This is a genomic window from Roseateles sp., from assembly GCF_019237615.1.
Classification (GTDB): Bacteria; Pseudomonadota; Gammaproteobacteria; order Burkholderiales; family Burkholderiaceae_C; genus Pelomonas.
Genome location: NZ_JAFAGT010000008.1, coordinates 1 through 15,356 on the forward strand (window position 1 = coordinate 1; position 15,356 = coordinate 15,356).

11 protein-coding genes are annotated in these 15,356 nt (G+C 68.8%); 10 read left to right on the forward strand and 1 reads right to left on the reverse strand.

What is annotated here, in order from left to right; all coding sequences use genetic code 11:
- The 5 genes from JOY88_RS01560 to JOY88_RS01580 form a co-directional block, all read left to right on the forward strand.
- The coding region (locus JOY88_RS01560; protein WP_293499774.1) for a sensor histidine kinase at positions 1-480 on the forward strand (480 nt) is incomplete at its 5' end.
- The gene (locus JOY88_RS01565) at positions 477-1,322 is read left to right on the forward strand and encodes a LytR/AlgR family response regulator transcription factor (RefSeq protein WP_293499776.1); all 846 of its coding nucleotides are present in this window, start codon (positions 477-479) and stop codon (positions 1,320-1,322) included. The genes JOY88_RS01560 and JOY88_RS01565, both read left to right, overlap by 4 nt.
- Positions 1,319-1,942: a hypothetical protein gene (locus JOY88_RS01570; protein WP_293499778.1), complete on the forward strand. Its 624-nt coding sequence runs from the start codon at positions 1,319-1,321 to the stop codon at positions 1,940-1,942. Before JOY88_RS01565 ends, JOY88_RS01570 begins: the two co-directional genes overlap by 4 nt.
- Before the next feature lie 47 nt (positions 1,943-1,989).
- The gene (locus tag JOY88_RS01575; protein WP_293499780.1) at positions 1,990-2,571 is read left to right on the forward strand and encodes a hypothetical protein; all 582 of its coding nucleotides are present in this window, start codon (positions 1,990-1,992) and stop codon (positions 2,569-2,571) included.
- Between the two features lie 484 nt (positions 2,572-3,055).
- Positions 3,056-4,126: an outer membrane lipoprotein gene (locus tag JOY88_RS01580; RefSeq protein WP_293499781.1), complete on the forward strand. Its 1,071-nt coding sequence runs from the start codon at positions 3,056-3,058 to the stop codon at positions 4,124-4,126.
- A gap of 9 nt (positions 4,127-4,135) precedes the next feature.
- Here the strand turns inward: JOY88_RS01580 and ppc are convergent, their stop codons facing one another.
- Positions 4,136-6,922, reverse strand: a complete 2,787-nt coding sequence (gene ppc / locus JOY88_RS01585; RefSeq protein ID WP_293499782.1) for a phosphoenolpyruvate carboxylase — start codon at positions 6,920-6,922, stop codon at positions 4,136-4,138.
- 824 nt (positions 6,923-7,746) lie between these two features.
- Between ppc and JOY88_RS01590 the strand changes: the two genes are divergently transcribed.
- The 5 genes from JOY88_RS01590 (at position 7,747) to JOY88_RS23055 (ending at position 15,294) form a co-directional block, all read left to right on the forward strand.
- Positions 7,747-10,782 (forward strand): TonB-dependent receptor, encoded by a 3,036-nt coding sequence (locus tag JOY88_RS01590; protein ID WP_293499783.1) that lies wholly within the window; start codon positions 7,747-7,749, stop codon positions 10,780-10,782.
- Between the two features lie 130 nt (positions 10,783-10,912).
- Positions 10,913-11,605 carry a SapC family protein gene (locus JOY88_RS01595; RefSeq protein ID WP_293499784.1) on the forward strand — a complete coding sequence of 231 codons (693 nt, stop codon included), beginning with the start codon at positions 10,913-10,915 and terminating at the stop codon, positions 11,603-11,605.
- 3 nt (positions 11,606-11,608) lie between these two features.
- Positions 11,609-12,592 (forward strand): cupin-like domain-containing protein, encoded by a 984-nt coding sequence (locus JOY88_RS01600; protein WP_293499785.1) that lies wholly within the window; start codon positions 11,609-11,611, stop codon positions 12,590-12,592.
- Positions 12,593-12,600: 8 nt separating this feature from the next.
- The gene (locus JOY88_RS01605) at positions 12,601-14,820 is read left to right on the forward strand and encodes a DUF6445 family protein (RefSeq protein ID WP_367269775.1); all 2,220 of its coding nucleotides are present in this window, start codon (positions 12,601-12,603) and stop codon (positions 14,818-14,820) included.
- Positions 14,821-14,892: 72 nt separating this feature from the next.
- On the forward strand, positions 14,893-15,294 hold the full coding sequence (locus tag JOY88_RS23055) for a group II intron maturase-specific domain-containing protein (protein WP_367269776.1): 402 nt from the start codon (positions 14,893-14,895) through the stop codon (positions 15,292-15,294).
- Positions 15,295-15,356 lie beyond the last annotated feature (62 nt).

Here is a 15,356-nt window from a genome sequence, read left to right on the forward strand (position 1 = left end):
GATCCGGCCGCGGCGGAACGCACCGTGGAGGATCTGTCCGAACTGTTCCGCGCTGCGCTGGGCGAGCACAGCACGCGCGACGGCACGCTGGGCGAGGAGCTGGGCCTGGTCGAGCGCTATCTCGACATCGAACAGCTGCGCCTGGGCGAACGCTTGCGTGTGCGCCGCGAATTGCACGACCTGCCTGCCGGCTACCCGCTACCGCGCCTGTTGCTGCAGCCGCTGGTGGAGAACGCGGTGCGCCACGGCATCGAGCCCAATGACGAGGGCGGCGAGCTCGAGGTCCGCACGTCGCGGCGCGGTAACGAGGTCGAGATCCGCATCGTCAACAGCGTGGGCGCGCCGGCCCGTACGGCCGGCCACGGCCTGGCCTTGCGCAATGTGCGCCAGCGCCTGCGGCTGATGCACGACGTGGCGGCGCGCTTCGACATCGAATCCGCCGAGCAGCGTTTTTCCTTGCGGATACTCGTGCCCTCATGACCTCTGCGCTGCGCGTTCTCATCGTCGACGACGAACCCCTGGCCCGCCTGCGCCTGCGCGGCCTGGTCGACGCCATCCAGGAGCCGCGCTGCGAGGTCGCCGCCGAGGCGGCAACGGCCTCGCAGGCCGCCGCCTGGCTGCGCGAGCACGGTTGCGACGTCGTGCTGCTGGACGTGCAGATGCCCGGCGCCGACGGCCTGCAGTTTGCCGACGGTCTGGCCCAGCGCCAGGCAGTGCAGCCAGGCCTGCCGGCGCCGCTCGTCATCTTCGTGACGGCCCATGCCATGCACGCGCTGCGAGCCTTCGAGCTGGAGGCGCTGGACTACCTGACCAAGCCGGTGCGTCGCGAGCGCCTGCAGGCGGCGCTGGCCCGTGCCGCGCAGCGCCGGTCCGAGCGGGCGGCGGTGCAGTCCGCGCTGCCGCAGGACGCGCCGGCCGCGCCCGAGCCTGCTGACTTCGTCACGCTGGCCGACCGCGGACGCCTGCTGCGCGTGCCTCTGGCCGAGGTGCTGTATTTCAAGGCGGAGCTGAAGTACCTAACGCTGCGCACCGCCAGCGAAAGCCATGTGATGGATGGGGCGCTGTCCGAGCTGGAGCAGCGCCTGGGCGAGCGCTTCCTGCGCGTGCACCGCAATGCGCTGGTGGCGCGCTGGGCGGTCCGCGAGCTGGAGCGCCATGCGCCGACCGGCTTCGGCGACCTTGACGGCGTCGACGCCGCCGAGGCGGCCGACAGCTGGGCCGTGCGCATCGTGCATGTGGACGAATGGTTGGCGGTGTCGCGCCGCCAGGTGGCGGCGGTGCGTGAGGCGCTCGCCGGGCAGGCGAGGCGCGTGGCCGATTGAACTGGCTGCGCTGGGCCGCTGGCTTCGCGGCGATCCTGGTCGCATGGGGCCTTGGCAGTGCGGCTTGGCGCCTGTCCTCCGGGGGTGTCGGCGCTTCGACGGCGACGCTGCGTCCAGCGCCTCAGGAAGGGGGGCCGCACGCGGCGGACGCCGCCTCGACCGTGCCGCCCGTCGCCGCGGCCGCGTCGTCCACTGCGGCGCCCGGTGCCGGCTCGACATGGGCCGGCATGGAGATCCCGCCGGAGGGCTTGGAGGTTTGCGGCATCGGTCATGTGACGCCCAAGGTCCTGCAGCGCTGGCTGGCCGATATCGTCGGCGCCAAGGCTTGGGTGCAGGCTCGGGAGGCCGAGCTGGAGGGGCGCGCGGATGCCGGGCTGGTGAGCGTGGCCGCGCGCCTGGCGGCCGGCGGCGAGCGCCAGCAGGTGGCGGCGCGGCTGTTGATGAGCGACGTCGAAGGCGCCGCCATGCTGGCCGAACGTGGCGGCGATGCAATGGCCTACCAGATGGCATTGAAGGCCTGCGGCAAATCGACTGCTGGCGGGGGTGCGCCCAGTTGCGCCCGGCTGAGCGGGCAGCGCTGGGCGGTCCTGGAGGGGGTGCGCCCAGTTGCGCCCGGCTGAGCGGGCAGCGCTGGGCGGTCCTGGACCCCACGGATGCACGACCCTGGTTGTGGCTGCTGGCCGAGGCAAACCAGCGGGGTGATGCGGCGGCGGCGGACGAGGCGCTGGCGGAGGCCGCCGCGCGGCCGCAGCTGTCCCGCGGCGCCAACCTGCTGGAGATGCAGGTCGCCCCGGTGGCGGAGCTGATACCCGATGCAGTTACGCGCGCGCAAGCGCTTTTCAAGGTCATCGGCATGGACGCGGCCACCTGGGCCATCGAGTACGGATCCCTGCTGAAGTCCTGCCGTGGGGAGGGGCTGCGGCGCCCACAGCGGCTGCCGCATTGCCGGACCGCGGCGCGTCAGGTCCTGGCTGCAGCGACGAACTTGGGCGAGGCCCTGATGGCGCAAACAGTGGCCGAGCGTGCCGGTGTGCCGCCAGAGCAGCAGGCCTATGACGCCGCGACGCTGAAGGCCGCGCAGAACGCGCTGCTCGATCGGTCATTTGAAGGCGGGCTGGATTGCGCCTCCATGGTGCGGATCAACGATGTCTCGGTGCAACGCGCCGACCTGGGTGATCTGGCCCTGGCGCTGTCGCTGCTGCCGGCATCGTCCGCATCGCGGCCTGGCGCCGCGACGGCGGCACGCTGAGCCGATGGCAGACAGGGATGACCTGAGGCTGGGCGTGATGGCTTCGATGGCGCCGGGCGCCGCCGTGCTGGCTTGGTGGCTTTTGCCGTTCGACGAGCTGGCGAGCCCTGCGGCTGCCGCGGCGCCGCGACCCCAAGGGGCTGCACTGCAGGAGCCGGAGTGGATCGAACTCAGCGGCGTCGGCAAGGTCCGGCGAGGATCTTGAGCGGGCGTGCGGATCATGGGCGATGCGAGCGTGGGCGCGATGGAGGTGCCCAGCTGCGCCAATCTTGCGCGCCTGGGCCAGCAGCTTTCCGAGCTGTCTCGTCATGGGGGCTGGCCTCCGCGCGAGCGCGGCTGCCGGTGAGGGCATCGATGCCCCGCTGAACGACGCCGACCATCCCTGCTGTAGGCCTGTGCCTACCTGCGCGTAGCTCCGGGGCCGACATCTGGTGTGGAGCTCGCGGGCCTAGGCTGGGTGGCCTTCCTACAAAGGAGATGCCCCATGAGGCCTTCGACGCAAATCTTGGCAACGGCGCTGGCCTGCTTGCTGGCAGCCGTTCCTCCCTTCCTGGCCGATGCGGCCTGGGCGCAAGCCAGCAGCATCGTCGACGCCGCACCCGTGCGCGTGACCGGCTTCGATGTCGAACCGGTGGACCGGCTGGAGCCGGGCGCCGAGCTGAACTTCACGGTCTGGGGCACGGCCGGCGCGACGGTGCTGCTGCAGATCGACGGCAGCCGGCGCACCGTGCGCCTGGACGAGACCAGTCCGGGGCGCTACCAGGGCAGCTACATCGTCGGCCGTTCGGACCGCATCGGGCCGGAGTCGCGCGTGCATGCCAACCTGCGGCGCGACAACCGCGTCGCGACGGCCCAGCTGGGCGAGGCGCTGCAGGTCGGCTGGACACTGCCGGACGCGGCGGCGCCCATGCCCGTGATCGAGTCGGTGGCGGTCGCGAGCGAGCCGGGCCGCGACCGCGCCGAGGCGCTGCGCTACACGGTGCGGGGCGCGCCCGGCGGCCAGGCCTCCGTGCAGCTGCAGGGCAGCCAGGCCGGCAACGTCGTGCTGGATGAGCAGCGCCCCGGCGAGTACGCCGGCACCTATGTGCTGCCGCAGGGCGCCTGGGTGGACACCGGGCAGCCGCTGGTGGCCCAGCTGCGCATCGGTGACCGCAGCGTGCGCAGCAGCGTGCCGGATGCCTATGCGGGCGTGAACTTCATGTCGCGGCGCGCCGACGGCTGCCGTGACTGCGCCATCGTGCAGGCGGTGAACGCCGTCACCGTGGACGGCGAGGGCCGGGTGCTGGGCACCGTGGCCGGCGGCGTGCTGGGTGCGGTCGTCGGCAGCCAGTTCGGCAAGGGCGACGGCCGCACGGTCGCGGGCCTGGCCGGCGCCGTGGGCGGCGCGCTGCTGGGCCGCGAGATCCAGAAGCGCCACAACGAGCGCACGCAGTACGAGGTGGTGGTGCGCATGAACGACGGCGCACAGCGCAGCGTCGTCTATGCCGAAGCGCCGAACTTCCGCGTCGGCGACCGCGTGCGCATGGTCGGCGAGACGCTGGAGCTGCGGCCCTAGTCGGCGCCCTCAGCCGGTATTGCGCAGGCCCGCCGCGATGCCGTTGATTGAAAGGTGGATGCCGCGCTGCACGCGCTCCATGGCCGGGTCGTCGGCCTGCGTGCGGCGGTAGCGGCGCATCAGCTCGACCTGCAGGTGGTTGAGCGGGTCGATGTAGGGGAAGCGGTGTTCGATGGAGCGGGCCAGCGAGGGGTTGGCCGCCAGGCGCTTGGCGTCGCCGGTGATGAGGCCGAGGGTGGCCTGCGTGCGCTCGAACTCGGCGCGTATGGCCGTGAAGATGCGCTTGCCGAGCTTCCTGTCCTCCACCAGCTCCACGTAGCGCTCGGCCAGGGCAAGGTCGGTCTTGGCCAGCACCATGTCGAGGTTGGACAGCAGCGCGCGGAAGAAGGGCCAGCCCTTGTGCATCCGCTTGAGCAGGGCCAGGTTCTTGGCGCGCTGGGCCGGTTCGTCGCCGAGGAAGGCTTCGACGCCGGAGCCAAAGCCGCACCAGCCGGGCAGCGCCACGCGGGCCTGGCCCCAGGAGAAGCCCCAGGGGATGGCGCGCAGGTCCTCGATGGCGCGCGTGGCCTTGCGCGATGCCGGGCGTGAGCCGATGTTGAGCTCGGCGATCTCGCGGATGGGGGTGCTGGCGAAGAAATAGTCGGCAAAGCCCGGCGTGCCATAGACCAGGCCCCGGTAGGCGGCGAAGCTGGCGTCCGACAGCGCCTGCGCGGCCTGCAGGAAGGACTTGGGTGCGCTCTGCGTCGGGTGCAGCAGCGTGGCCTCCAGCGTGGCGGCCACCAGCGTCTCCAGGTTGCGGCGGCCGATCTCGGGGTGCGCGTACTTGGAGGCGATGACCTCGCCCTGCTCGGTCAGGCGGATCTGGCCGTTCACGGTGCCCGGGGGCTGGGCCAGGATGGCCTCGTAGCTGGGGCCGCCGCCACGGCCCACGGTGCCGCCGCGGCCGTGGAACAGGCGCAGCGTGATGGGCCCCACGCGCTTGAGCTCGTCGAACAGCTCGACCAGAGCGATCTCGGCGCGGTACAGCTCCCAGGACGACGTGAACATGCCGCCGTCCTTGTTGCTGTCGGAGTAGCCCAGCATGATGTCCTGCTCGCCGCCCGAACGGTCGATGAGGCCGCGCACGCCCGGCAGCGCGTAGAACTCGCGCATGATCTCCGGCGCGACGCGCAGGTCGCCGATGGTCTCGAACAGCGGCACGATGATGAGGTCGCTGACCGCGTACTCGGTCAGCACGCCGCGCAGCAGGCCGGTTTCCTTCAGCAGCAAGGCCACTTCCAGCAGGTCGCTGACCGACTCGGTGTGCGAGATGATGTAGTGGCGCAGCGCCTCGCGACCGAAGCGGGCCAGGGCCTCGCGGGCGGCCTCGAAGGTGGCGAGTTCGCCCAGCGTCTTGTCGGTGTAGCGGGCGCCGATGACGCGCAGCGGGCGGGCGTCGTTGAGCAGGCGCAGCAGCAGCTCGCGCTTCGCGGCCTCGTCCAGTGCGGCGTAGTCGCCTTCGATGCGGGCCGTGGCCAGCAGCTCGGCCAGCACCAGCTCGTGCTGATCGCTGCTCTGTCGCAGGTCCAGCGTGGCGAGGTGAAAGCCGAAGACCTGCAGCGCGCGCATCAGCGGCGCCAGGCGCGGCGCGATCAGCGCCTCGGCATGATGGGCCCGCAGCGAGGCCTCGATGGTGCGCAGGTCTGCCAGCAGCTCCTCGGGGCCGCGGTAGGGGTCCTGCGGCGCAATGGCGTGGCGCAGCGCCTCGGTGCCGGTCAGCTCCTGCAGCGTGGCGGCCAGGCGGGCGTACATGCCGGTGAGCGCGCGCCGGTAGGGCTCGTCCATGCGGTGGGCGTTCTGGTCGGGGCTGCGCTCCGCAAGCAACTGCATGTCCGGCGACACGCCGGACAGGCGCAGCGAGATGGACAGCTCGGCGCCCAGCTCGTGCAGTTCGGTCAGGTAGTGGCGCAGTGCCACCTCGCTCTGGCGTTGCATGGCGCGCTTCAGCGTCACGGCACCGACGTTGGGGTTGCCGTCGCGGTCGCCGCCTATCCAGTGGCCCATGCGCAGGAAGCTGGGAAGGTGCTCGCCGGGCAGGTGTTCCTCCAGCTCGGCGTAGAGCTTGGGGATCTGGCGCAGAAAGGTTGACTGATAGTAGGAGAGGGCGTTCTCGATCTCGTCGGCCACGGTCAGCTTGGAGTAGCGCAGCATGCGCGTTTGCCAGAGCTGAGTGATGCGCGCGCGCAGCAGGTTCTCGGTCTCGCGCAGCTCGCGCTCGGTTCCCGCGCGGTCGCGCGCCTCCAGCAGGCCGGCGACGGCGCGCTCGGCGTCCAGGATGCTCTTGCGCTGCACCTCGGTCGGGTGGGCCGTCAGCACCGGCGAGATGAAGCCGCGCTTGAGCACGTCGGCGATCTCGGTCGGGCGGACGCCGGCCTCGTGCAGATGCTCCAGGCAATAGGCCAGCGAGCCCGGCTGCAGGCTGCCGGCACGCTCGTGCACGTCACGGCGGCGGATGTGGTGGCGGTCCTCGGCGATGTTGGCGAGATGCGAGAAATAGCTGAAGGCGCGGATGACGCTGACGGCCTGCTCGCCGGACAGGCTCTTCAGCAGCTTGTCGAAACGCTTGCCGGCCTCCTTGTCATGCTTGTGGCGGTAGGCCACCGACAGCTGGCGGATGCGCTCGACCAGCTCATAGGCCTCGCGGCCCTCCTGCTCGCGGATGACGTCGCCGAGGATGCGACCCAGCAGCCGGATGTCGGCAACCAGGGGTTCGTTCTTGTCGGCATCGCTGCGCGCAGGGGCGGCTCGTGAGGGCATGGCGGGTCGTCCGAGGAGGAATTGCTATAGGAGAGGTAACCAAATTACCTTGATATGACTCTAGCAGTTTCTTCGCCGAAACGGGCTCCTGGGAGGGCGCGCCAAGCGCCCGCGCGGGCGCCGGGAAGGCGGGGGCGGGCGTTGCCGCGGCAGCGGTGGCGTGGATTGCCGGCGCTGCGGCGTGGCATGGCGACATGCCCTGCCGGCCATGGGCGTGGCAGGTCTCGAGCGGTCGGTGTCGAGGGCGGCGGCCCCCCGGTCCGGACCCTGTTGCGGCGCCGACGTCTTCGAGCATCGCGAAGCTCGCATTGCGAAAGTACGGCGCGATCGGTGGCGCGGCTGGGCAGGGCGCTGCAGCGTGGCGGGCGGGGCTTGCCGGGGCGTCTTGGCCAGACTCGACGCGTGGCCCGGCAGGGGGTGCTGCGGGAAAACCACAGACCGCCCAAGCATTGAATCGAATCTCGTAATCGTCTATCGTAGACAGCGTTGTCTATTTTGGTTTTCGACGTCAGTCGATCTCTTTTGCTACACAGCTGAGACCGCTACCAGTCTTGCTTGGCAGAGGCACGAAGCCGCGCTGGAAATGGCCGGTTGATCGTTGTGCACAAAGGGTGGGAGCGATGTTGCGGATTGCGCAAATCCCTAGCATCGACTCGCGCAAACCCTAGCGAAGCAGAGAGAGTCAGAAAATACAGTAGGCCCGGCGTCACGGGTTTCCTCTTTTTTGGAGCGCATTGATATCGCTACCAAAGTTGACGACCGTCAGCGATAAAAACTTCGTCAATCGGCTCGGTCGTGAGCCGCCAGAGCAAGCAAGGAGACAAATGAAACATCCTCAGATTTCCAGGATCCGGCGTGAGGCGCAGCGAGCGCGCCGGCTCAAGCCGGTCGCATGGGCGTCCTCGGTTGCGTTGCTGACGGGCGCCGCCGCCGTGCAGGCCCAGCAGGCCGGTGCCGCGGCACCGGCCACGTCGCCTCAATCGCTGGAGACGGTCGTCATCACCGGCATCCGCAAGTCGCTTGACAGCGCTGTCACGCTCAAGCGCGAATCGCGCGGCCTCGTCGACGGCATCGTGGCCGAGGACATCGGCAAGTTCCCCGACACCAACCTGGCCGAGTCGATGCAGCGCATTGCCGGCGTGTCCATCGATCGCTCCCCGAGCGGCGAGGGCTCCAAGGTCACGGTGCGCGGCGTCGGCCCCGACTTCAACATGGTGCTGCTGAACGGCCGGCAGATGCCGACCTCCGTCATCAACAACCTGAACGCCGGCGCAAGCGGCTCGCGCGCCTTCGATTTCGCCAACTTGTCGTCCGACTCGATCTCTGCCCTGGAGGTCTACAAGACCGGCCGCGCCGAATCCCCAACCGGCGGCATCGGCGCCACCATCAACGTCAAGACGGCGCGTCCGTTGGACCTGCGCGAGCGCGTCGCCAGCATAGGCGTCAAGGCCAATTTCGACGGCTCCAACAGCCGTCTGCCCGATTCCTTCAAGGGCGACAAGGTGACGCCCGAGATCTCCGGCATCTACAGCGACACCTTCGCCGACCGCACCATAGGCATCGCCGTCAGCGGCAGCTACTCCAAGCGCGATTCCGGCTCCAACATGGCCTACACGCAAGGCGGCTGGCGCACCTTCACGCCGACCTCTGGCGACTGGGGCACGGTGCCCGTCGCGCAGCGCCCATCCGGCCTGTACTCGACCTCGGTCGACATGCGCTACTCGCTGACGGCGCTGGAGCGCGAGCGCGTCAACGGCCAGGTCACGCTGCAGTTCGCGCCGAGCAAGGACCTGAAGTTCACCGTCGACCAGACGATGGCGACCAACACCATCAACGCGAAGAACGCGGAGTTGTCGAGCTGGTTCAACTTCTCGTTCGGCCCCACCACCTTCAGCAGCGGCCCGGTGGCGACGCCGGTGGTGGAGACCGCGCTGTTCCCGACCGGTGACCACGACCTGGCCATCAACACCGGCAAGTACGGCCAGAAGTCCAAGCTCAACTCCACCGGCTTCAATACCGAATGGAAGATCAGCGAGGCCCTGAGGTTCGACTTCGACGCCCATCACTCCACGTCCAGCACCAACCCGAACAGCCCCTACGGCACCTACTCGACGATGGACCTGGGGCTGTTCAACCAGGGCAATGCGGTCGCGTACTACGACCAGCGGTTCCCCATCCTGAGCCTGCCCGGTGCCGGCAATGCCAGCCTGGATCCGACCAAGCTCCAGCTGACGGGCTCCCAGTTCGTCAACAACCTCAGCGATCAGACCGTCGACCAGTTCCAGACGCGTGGCAGCTATCGCCTCGACGCCGACAGCAAGCTGATCGCCGGCCTGGGCTTCACGAAGGTGAAGAACCGCGCCGCCAGCTACAACAACCAGCACAACGACTGGGGCGGCGTGGGCGTGCGCGGAACCAACGGCGACTACAACAACGTCAAGGTCTTCACCGAGAACCTGCCCGGCTTCTTCAGCCGCATCCCCGGCAGCGGCGATTCGCGCCAGTTCCAGAATTTCTACCTCGCCGACTTCGACAGCCTGCGCGCCGCGTCGATCAAGGCGCTGATGAAGGAGCGCGGCCTGAGCCAGGCCCAGGCCGAGGCCTATTTCGCCGCGTCGCCCGACTACACGCTGGGTAACGACTGGCGCACGACCGAAAAGTCCACCAGTGCCTTCGGCCAGTGGGACCACGCCTTCGACACCGCCATTCCGATGAACCTGTCGGTCGGGTTGCGCTACGAGAGTACCAAGGTGGACTCCGCCTCGCAGGTGGTGACGCGCTCCGGGTCGACCTGGGGAACGCAGAACGAAATCAACCTCGGTTCGGCCGGCACCACCTTCGGTACCAAGTCGGGCAAGTACTCGTACTGGCTGCCCAGCATCGATTGGGACGCCGACGTGGCCGAGAACGTCAAGGTCCGCGCCAGCTTCGGCGAGAACATCGGCCGGCCGGGCTGGGACCAGCTGCTGGGCGGCGTGAACTTCAACTCGGTGGCCAATGCCGGCGGTGGCACCGGCTCGACCGGTGACCCGACCCTCAAGCCGCTGAAGTCCAAGAATCTGGACTTCTCGGCCGAGTGGTACTACGCCAAATCCAGCTATGTCGCGGCGGCTGCCTTCTACAAGAAGGTCAGCAACTTCATCGGCACCTCGACCTACATCGCCACCGTGCCGGGCCTGACGACGCCCATCGGCGGTGCCTACTACAAGGCCGCGCAGGCGGCCTGCGGCGCCAACGCCCAGCCGCTGTGCATTCGCAACTACATCTTCAAGACCTACAACGGGCAGCCCGGCGTGACCGCCACCAGCCCCCTGACCGATGTCGAGATCCTCGGCACCATCACGGGCCTGGCCAGCGATCCGCTTCTGCAGTTCACGGTCACCAAGCCGTCCAACGAAGCCGGCGACAACATCAAGGGCCTGGAGCTGAACTTCCAGCACATGTTCGGCAATAGCGGCTTCGGCATCTCGGGCAATTACACCTGGGTGAAGACCGGCCTGAAGTACGACAACGCCAACATCACGTCGCCGCAGTCCGCGCTGCCGGGCGTCAGCGACTCGGCCAACCTGGTGGGTTTCTATGAGGACAACACCTGGTCGGTGCGCGCGGCGTACAACTGGCGCGGCGACTTCCTGGCGCAACGCTTCGACGGGGCGGGCAACAACCCTGTCTACACCGAGGCTTACGGCCAGGCCGACCTGTCCATCGGCTACAAGCTCGGCAGGAACCTGACCATACAGGCCGACCTGCTGAACCTGAACGATGGCTACATCCGCCAGCACGGCCGCGCCAAGGAGCAGCTGATCTCGGCCATCCAGACCGGGCGCCGCTACCTCATCGGTGCCCGTTATCGCTTCTGAGCGATGGCCCCGGCCGCCCGCGGCCGGCCTCTTGCGGGGCCGGCTGCCGGGCGGCCGCCCGGCCGTGGCCCTTCTCTGGCGTCGGCCTGACGTCGCCACAATCACCGGCGCCAGTTTCCCGCTGAAACCCATGCTGCAACTGCTCAACAACATCACCCACAAGGACTTGCGCGTCATCACCCAGCGGGGGGCGCGCTGGGGCGACGACGTGATGTCGGCGCCAGTGACGCCTGACGAGTTCCGCAAGCTGCAGGCGCATTACCCCATCGTCTTCAAGCCTGACGGCCAGGGCAGCTTCCTGCCGGTGGTGCTGTTCGGTCTGAAGGATTGCCAGAACCTCTTCCTGGACGAGGCCGGCTGGGACGCCGACTACCTGCCGCTGTCCATGCAGCGCATGCCCTTCTCCATCGGCCTCGCCGAGGACGAGATGCGGATGATGGTCGACATGGCCAGCCCGCGCATCAGTACTGGCGCCGAGGGAGAGGCCGTCTTCCTGCCGCATGGCGGCACGACCGAGTTCATCGAGAGGGCCAACTCCGTGCTGCGCACGCTGCACGAGGGCCTGCAGGCCATGCCTGACTTCGTCCGGATGCTGCAGACCCACGAACTGCTCGAACCCTTCGTGCTGGACGTCGAGCACCCCGACGGTTCACGCGGCCAGCTGCGCGGCTTCCACATCCTCCACGAGGAGCGGCTGGCGGCGCTGGACGCCGCCACCGTGGGGCTGCTGCACCAGGCGGACTACCTGCAGCCCATCTACATGGCCATCGCCTCGCTGTCCAACTTCACCCGGCTGATCGCCCGCCACCTCGCCAAGGGCTGAGCCATGCTCGAACGCCGCGACGTCGACGCCGAGGCCATCCCCTCCGAGGTGTTGCGGTCCACGCAGCCCATGGTGCTGCGTGGCCTGGTGCGGCATTGGCCGCTTGTGCAGGCGGCTGGGCGGTCGGATGCGGACTTCTGCAGCTACCTGCGCGGCTTCGGGGCGCAGACCCGGCTGGGCCTGTGGCGCGGTGCACCAGAGATCTCCGGGCGCTTCTTCTACAACGCCGACTTCACGGGTTTCAATTTCCAGCGCGAGATCGGCACGCTGGGGTCGCTGCTGGACGAGTTGCTGGCCGGTTCGCGCGACGCGCTCTACCTCGGCTCCACCGAGCTGGATGCCTCCTTTCCCGGCCTGCGCCAGCACCACGACCTGCCCGTCCTCGCCGGCCGTAACCCGCTCGCGAGCCTGTGGCTGGGCAACCGCATGCAGGTGGCCACGCATTTCGACCTGCCTGACAACATCGCCTGCGTCGTGGCCGGCCGACGCCGCTTCACGCTGTTCCCGCCCGAGCAGGTGTCCAACCTCTACATCGGCCCGCTGGACCTGACGCCAGCGGGCCAGCCCGTCAGCCTCGTCGACGTGACCCGGCCCGACCTTGAGCGCTTCCCGCGCTACGCGCAGGCGCTGGCGCGGGCCCAGACGGCAGAGCTGCTGCCGGGTGACGCGATCTTCATCCCCAGCCAGTGGTGGCATGGCGTGGAGTCGCTGGCGCCCGTCAGCGCCCTCGTCAACTTCTGGTGGCGGCAGTCCCCCGCCTACATGGACACGCCGCTGAACACGCTGATGCTGGCGCTGATGACGCTGCGCGACCTGCCCCCGGCCCAGCGCGACGCCTGGCGGGCGCTGTTCGACCACTACGTCTTCAACGCGGACGAGCAGACGGCGGCCCACCTGCCGCCGGTCGCCCGCGGCGTGCTGGCGCCGCTGACTGAAGCGGGCGCGCGCCAGCTGCGCGCAACGCTGCTGAACCGACTGAACCGATAAGGCCCGACATGAGCACCACCGCCGCCCAACCCATTCGTCGCATCGTCATCGCCGGCGGCGGAACTGCCGGCTGGATGGTGGCTGCCGGTCTGGCCAAGTGCCTGGGCAAGCAGTACGACATCCGCCTCGTCGAGTCCGAGGAGATCGGTACCGTGGGCGTCGGCGAGGCCACCATTCCCACGCTGCACTTCATGCACGAGATCCTCGACCTCGAGGAGAAGGAGTTCATCCAGGCCACGCAAGCCACCTTCAAACTGGGCATCAGCTTCGAGAACTGGCGCAACGTCGGCGAGAACTATTTCCACTCCTTTGGCCGCACCGGCAGCAGCCACTGGACGGCCGGCTTCCAGCATTTCTGGCTCGAAGGCCGCGAGCGCGGCCTGGCCAGCGACTATGGCGACTACTGCCTGGAGCTGCGTGCGGCGCTGGACAACCGCTTCGCGCTGCTGCCTGACAACGGCATCAACTACGCCTACCACTTCGACGCCACGCGCTACGGCCAGTATCTGCGCCGCTTCTCCGAGAAGCTGGGCGTGCAGCGCATCGAAGGCAAGATCGCCCAGGTCCACACCGACGCCGCCAGCGGCGACATCACCGGACTGCAACTCGACGGAGGCGCCCTGATAGCGGGCGACTTCTTCATCGACTGCACCGGCATGCGGGCGCTGCTCATCGGCGACACGCTGGGTGTGCGCTACGAAAGCTGGTCGCACTGGCTGCCCTGCGACAGCGCGCTGGCCGTGCAGACCACGTCCGTCGGCGAGCCCGTGCCTTACACCCGCTCCATCGCCCACCCCTGGGGCTGGCAGTGGCGCATCCCGCTGCAGCACCGCGTGGGCAACGGTGTCGTGTTCAGCAGCAGGCACATCAGCGACGACGATGCCAAGGCCGCGCTGCTGGCCAACGTGCAGGGCGAGGTGCTGCGCCCGCCGCGCGTCATCAAGTTCACGCCGGGCCAGCGCGAGGCGGTGTGGAGGCAGAACTGCGTCGCCATCGGCCTGTCCAGCGGCTTCCTGGAGCCGCTGGAGTCCACCAGCATCCACCTCATCCAGAAGGGCCTGACCCGGCTCGTCGAGTTGTTTCCGGCGGGCGGCATCTGCCAGAGCGACGTCGACGAGTACAACCGCCAGGCCCGCGACGCCATCGAGCACATCCGCGACTTCATCATCCTGCACTACCACGTCACAAATCGCGTCGACTCCGACTTCTGGCGCCAATGCCGCGACATGGACGTGCCAGCCTCGCTCAAGCACCGCATCCGGCATTTCCGCGACACGGCCCGCTTCACGCCCGCCGCGGGCGACCTGTTCGCCGAGAACTCCTGGGTCCAGGTCATGATGGGGCAGGGCATCACGCCGGCCAGCCACCATCCCATCACGCGCCAGATGGATGACCGCAGCCTGGCGGATTTCCTGGGCGACATCCGCAAGGACGTGGCGCGCACGCTGATGAAGCTGCCCAGGCACCAGCAGTTCATCCAGCAGTTCTGCCCGGCGCCCGGGGTCGACCCCGCCGTGGTCCCGCAAGCGATCATCAACCCCGACGCGCGGCTGGACACCGTGACGCTGGACGGTGGCGCCATCGTCTACGTCGTCGACGACTTCGCGCGCGATCCGGATGCGCTCGTGGCCCAGGCCGCGGCGGGGCGGTTCGAGCGCATCCCCGGCCATCCCTACCCCGGCCCGCAGTTGCCGCTACCGGACGCAGTCGCCGCCGAGCTGGACAGCTTCTTTCGCCGCCGACTCGGCGCGGAGCTGCGGATGGGCGCGGCGTTGGGCATGTCGGCCCGCTTCTCGCGCGTCGCGCAGGAGGCCGCGACGCTGGATCCACGCCAGCGCATCTGCCACCGCGACGACTCCGGCCTGGCCGCGGGCGAGATGGTCTCGGCGTCCGTCCACTACCTCTTCAAGGACGCGCAGTTGGGCGGCACCGTGTTCTTCCGCTCGCGGATGTCCGATGCCGACACGCGGCAGTTCCTGCACGACGCCAGCACGCTGGACGCCAGTGCCTTCGGCGACCGGTACGGCATCCCGCCCGGCTACATGACCGACAGCAACCGCTACTTCGAGGTCATAGGCCGCGTACCCGCCAAATGGAATCGCGCCATCTTCTACGACGGCGCCATCTTCCACTCCGGCGATATCCGCTGGGCCGCCGGCCGCGCCGGCTACGAGGCCGGCCTGGGGCGCCTGACCGTGAACGCCTTCTTCAAGAGCCGCCGACCCTGATCAAGAGCCGCCGACCCTGATCAAGAGCCGCCGACCCTGAGCGTGTGAGTTCATGGCCTCGATAATCAGGGGATGGTGCGTCACGAAGCAAAAGCTACACGGAACCCGCAGGGGCGAAATGAAGCTGCTGCATGCTGCGCCTGTCCAACGGGTGAGAGTGCCGTCCCGGTAAGCGTCGGAGCGCCGGGTAGCAGGCACCAGGATGTGCGGAGCGTAATCGCCGAGCTGAATCCGGTGCTGCGTGGCTGGGGAGGATGCTTGCAAACGGGCGACGCGGCCAAGCACTTCCTCGACGTGGATGCCTACGTCGTGAGGCGGCTGCGAGGCCTACGCGTCAAACGCGCGGGTCGAAACCTATCAGCGGATCGCGCTCAGCAGTGGGGCCGCGACTGCTTCGAACGCCTTGGATTGCACCGTCTGCGCGGGACGATCCGCCACTCCGGCAAAGCTCCTGTCAACGGGAGTTCTGCGTAATGCTGCGAGCCGACAGACCACTGGTAAGCCGTGTGCGGGAAATCCGCACGCACGGTTTGAAA

Bases quoted from the DNA above. Each gene is read 5' to 3' on its own strand.
- JOY88_RS01580 (WP_293499781.1), top strand. From the start codon at position 3,056: ATGAGGCCTTCGACGCAAATCTTGGCAACGGCGCTGGCCTGCTTGCTG.
- ppc (WP_293499782.1), bottom strand. From the start codon at position 6,922: ATGCCCTCACGAGCCGCCCCTGCGCGCAGCGATGCCGACAAGAACGAA.
- JOY88_RS01565 (WP_293499776.1), top strand. From the start codon at position 477: ATGACCTCTGCGCTGCGCGTTCTCATCGTCGACGACGAACCCCTGGCC.
- JOY88_RS23055 (WP_367269776.1), top strand. From the start codon at position 14,893: ATGGTGCGTCACGAAGCAAAAGCTACACGGAACCCGCAGGGGCGAAAT.
- JOY88_RS01600 (WP_293499785.1), top strand. From the start codon at position 11,609: ATGCTCGAACGCCGCGACGTCGACGCCGAGGCCATCCCCTCCGAGGTG.
- JOY88_RS01605 (WP_367269775.1), top strand. From the start codon at position 12,601: ATGAGCACCACCGCCGCCCAACCCATTCGTCGCATCGTCATCGCCGGC.
- JOY88_RS01595 (WP_293499784.1), top strand. From the start codon at position 10,913: ATGCTGCAACTGCTCAACAACATCACCCACAAGGACTTGCGCGTCATC.
- JOY88_RS01590 (WP_293499783.1), top strand. From the start codon at position 7,747: ATGAAACATCCTCAGATTTCCAGGATCCGGCGTGAGGCGCAGCGAGCG.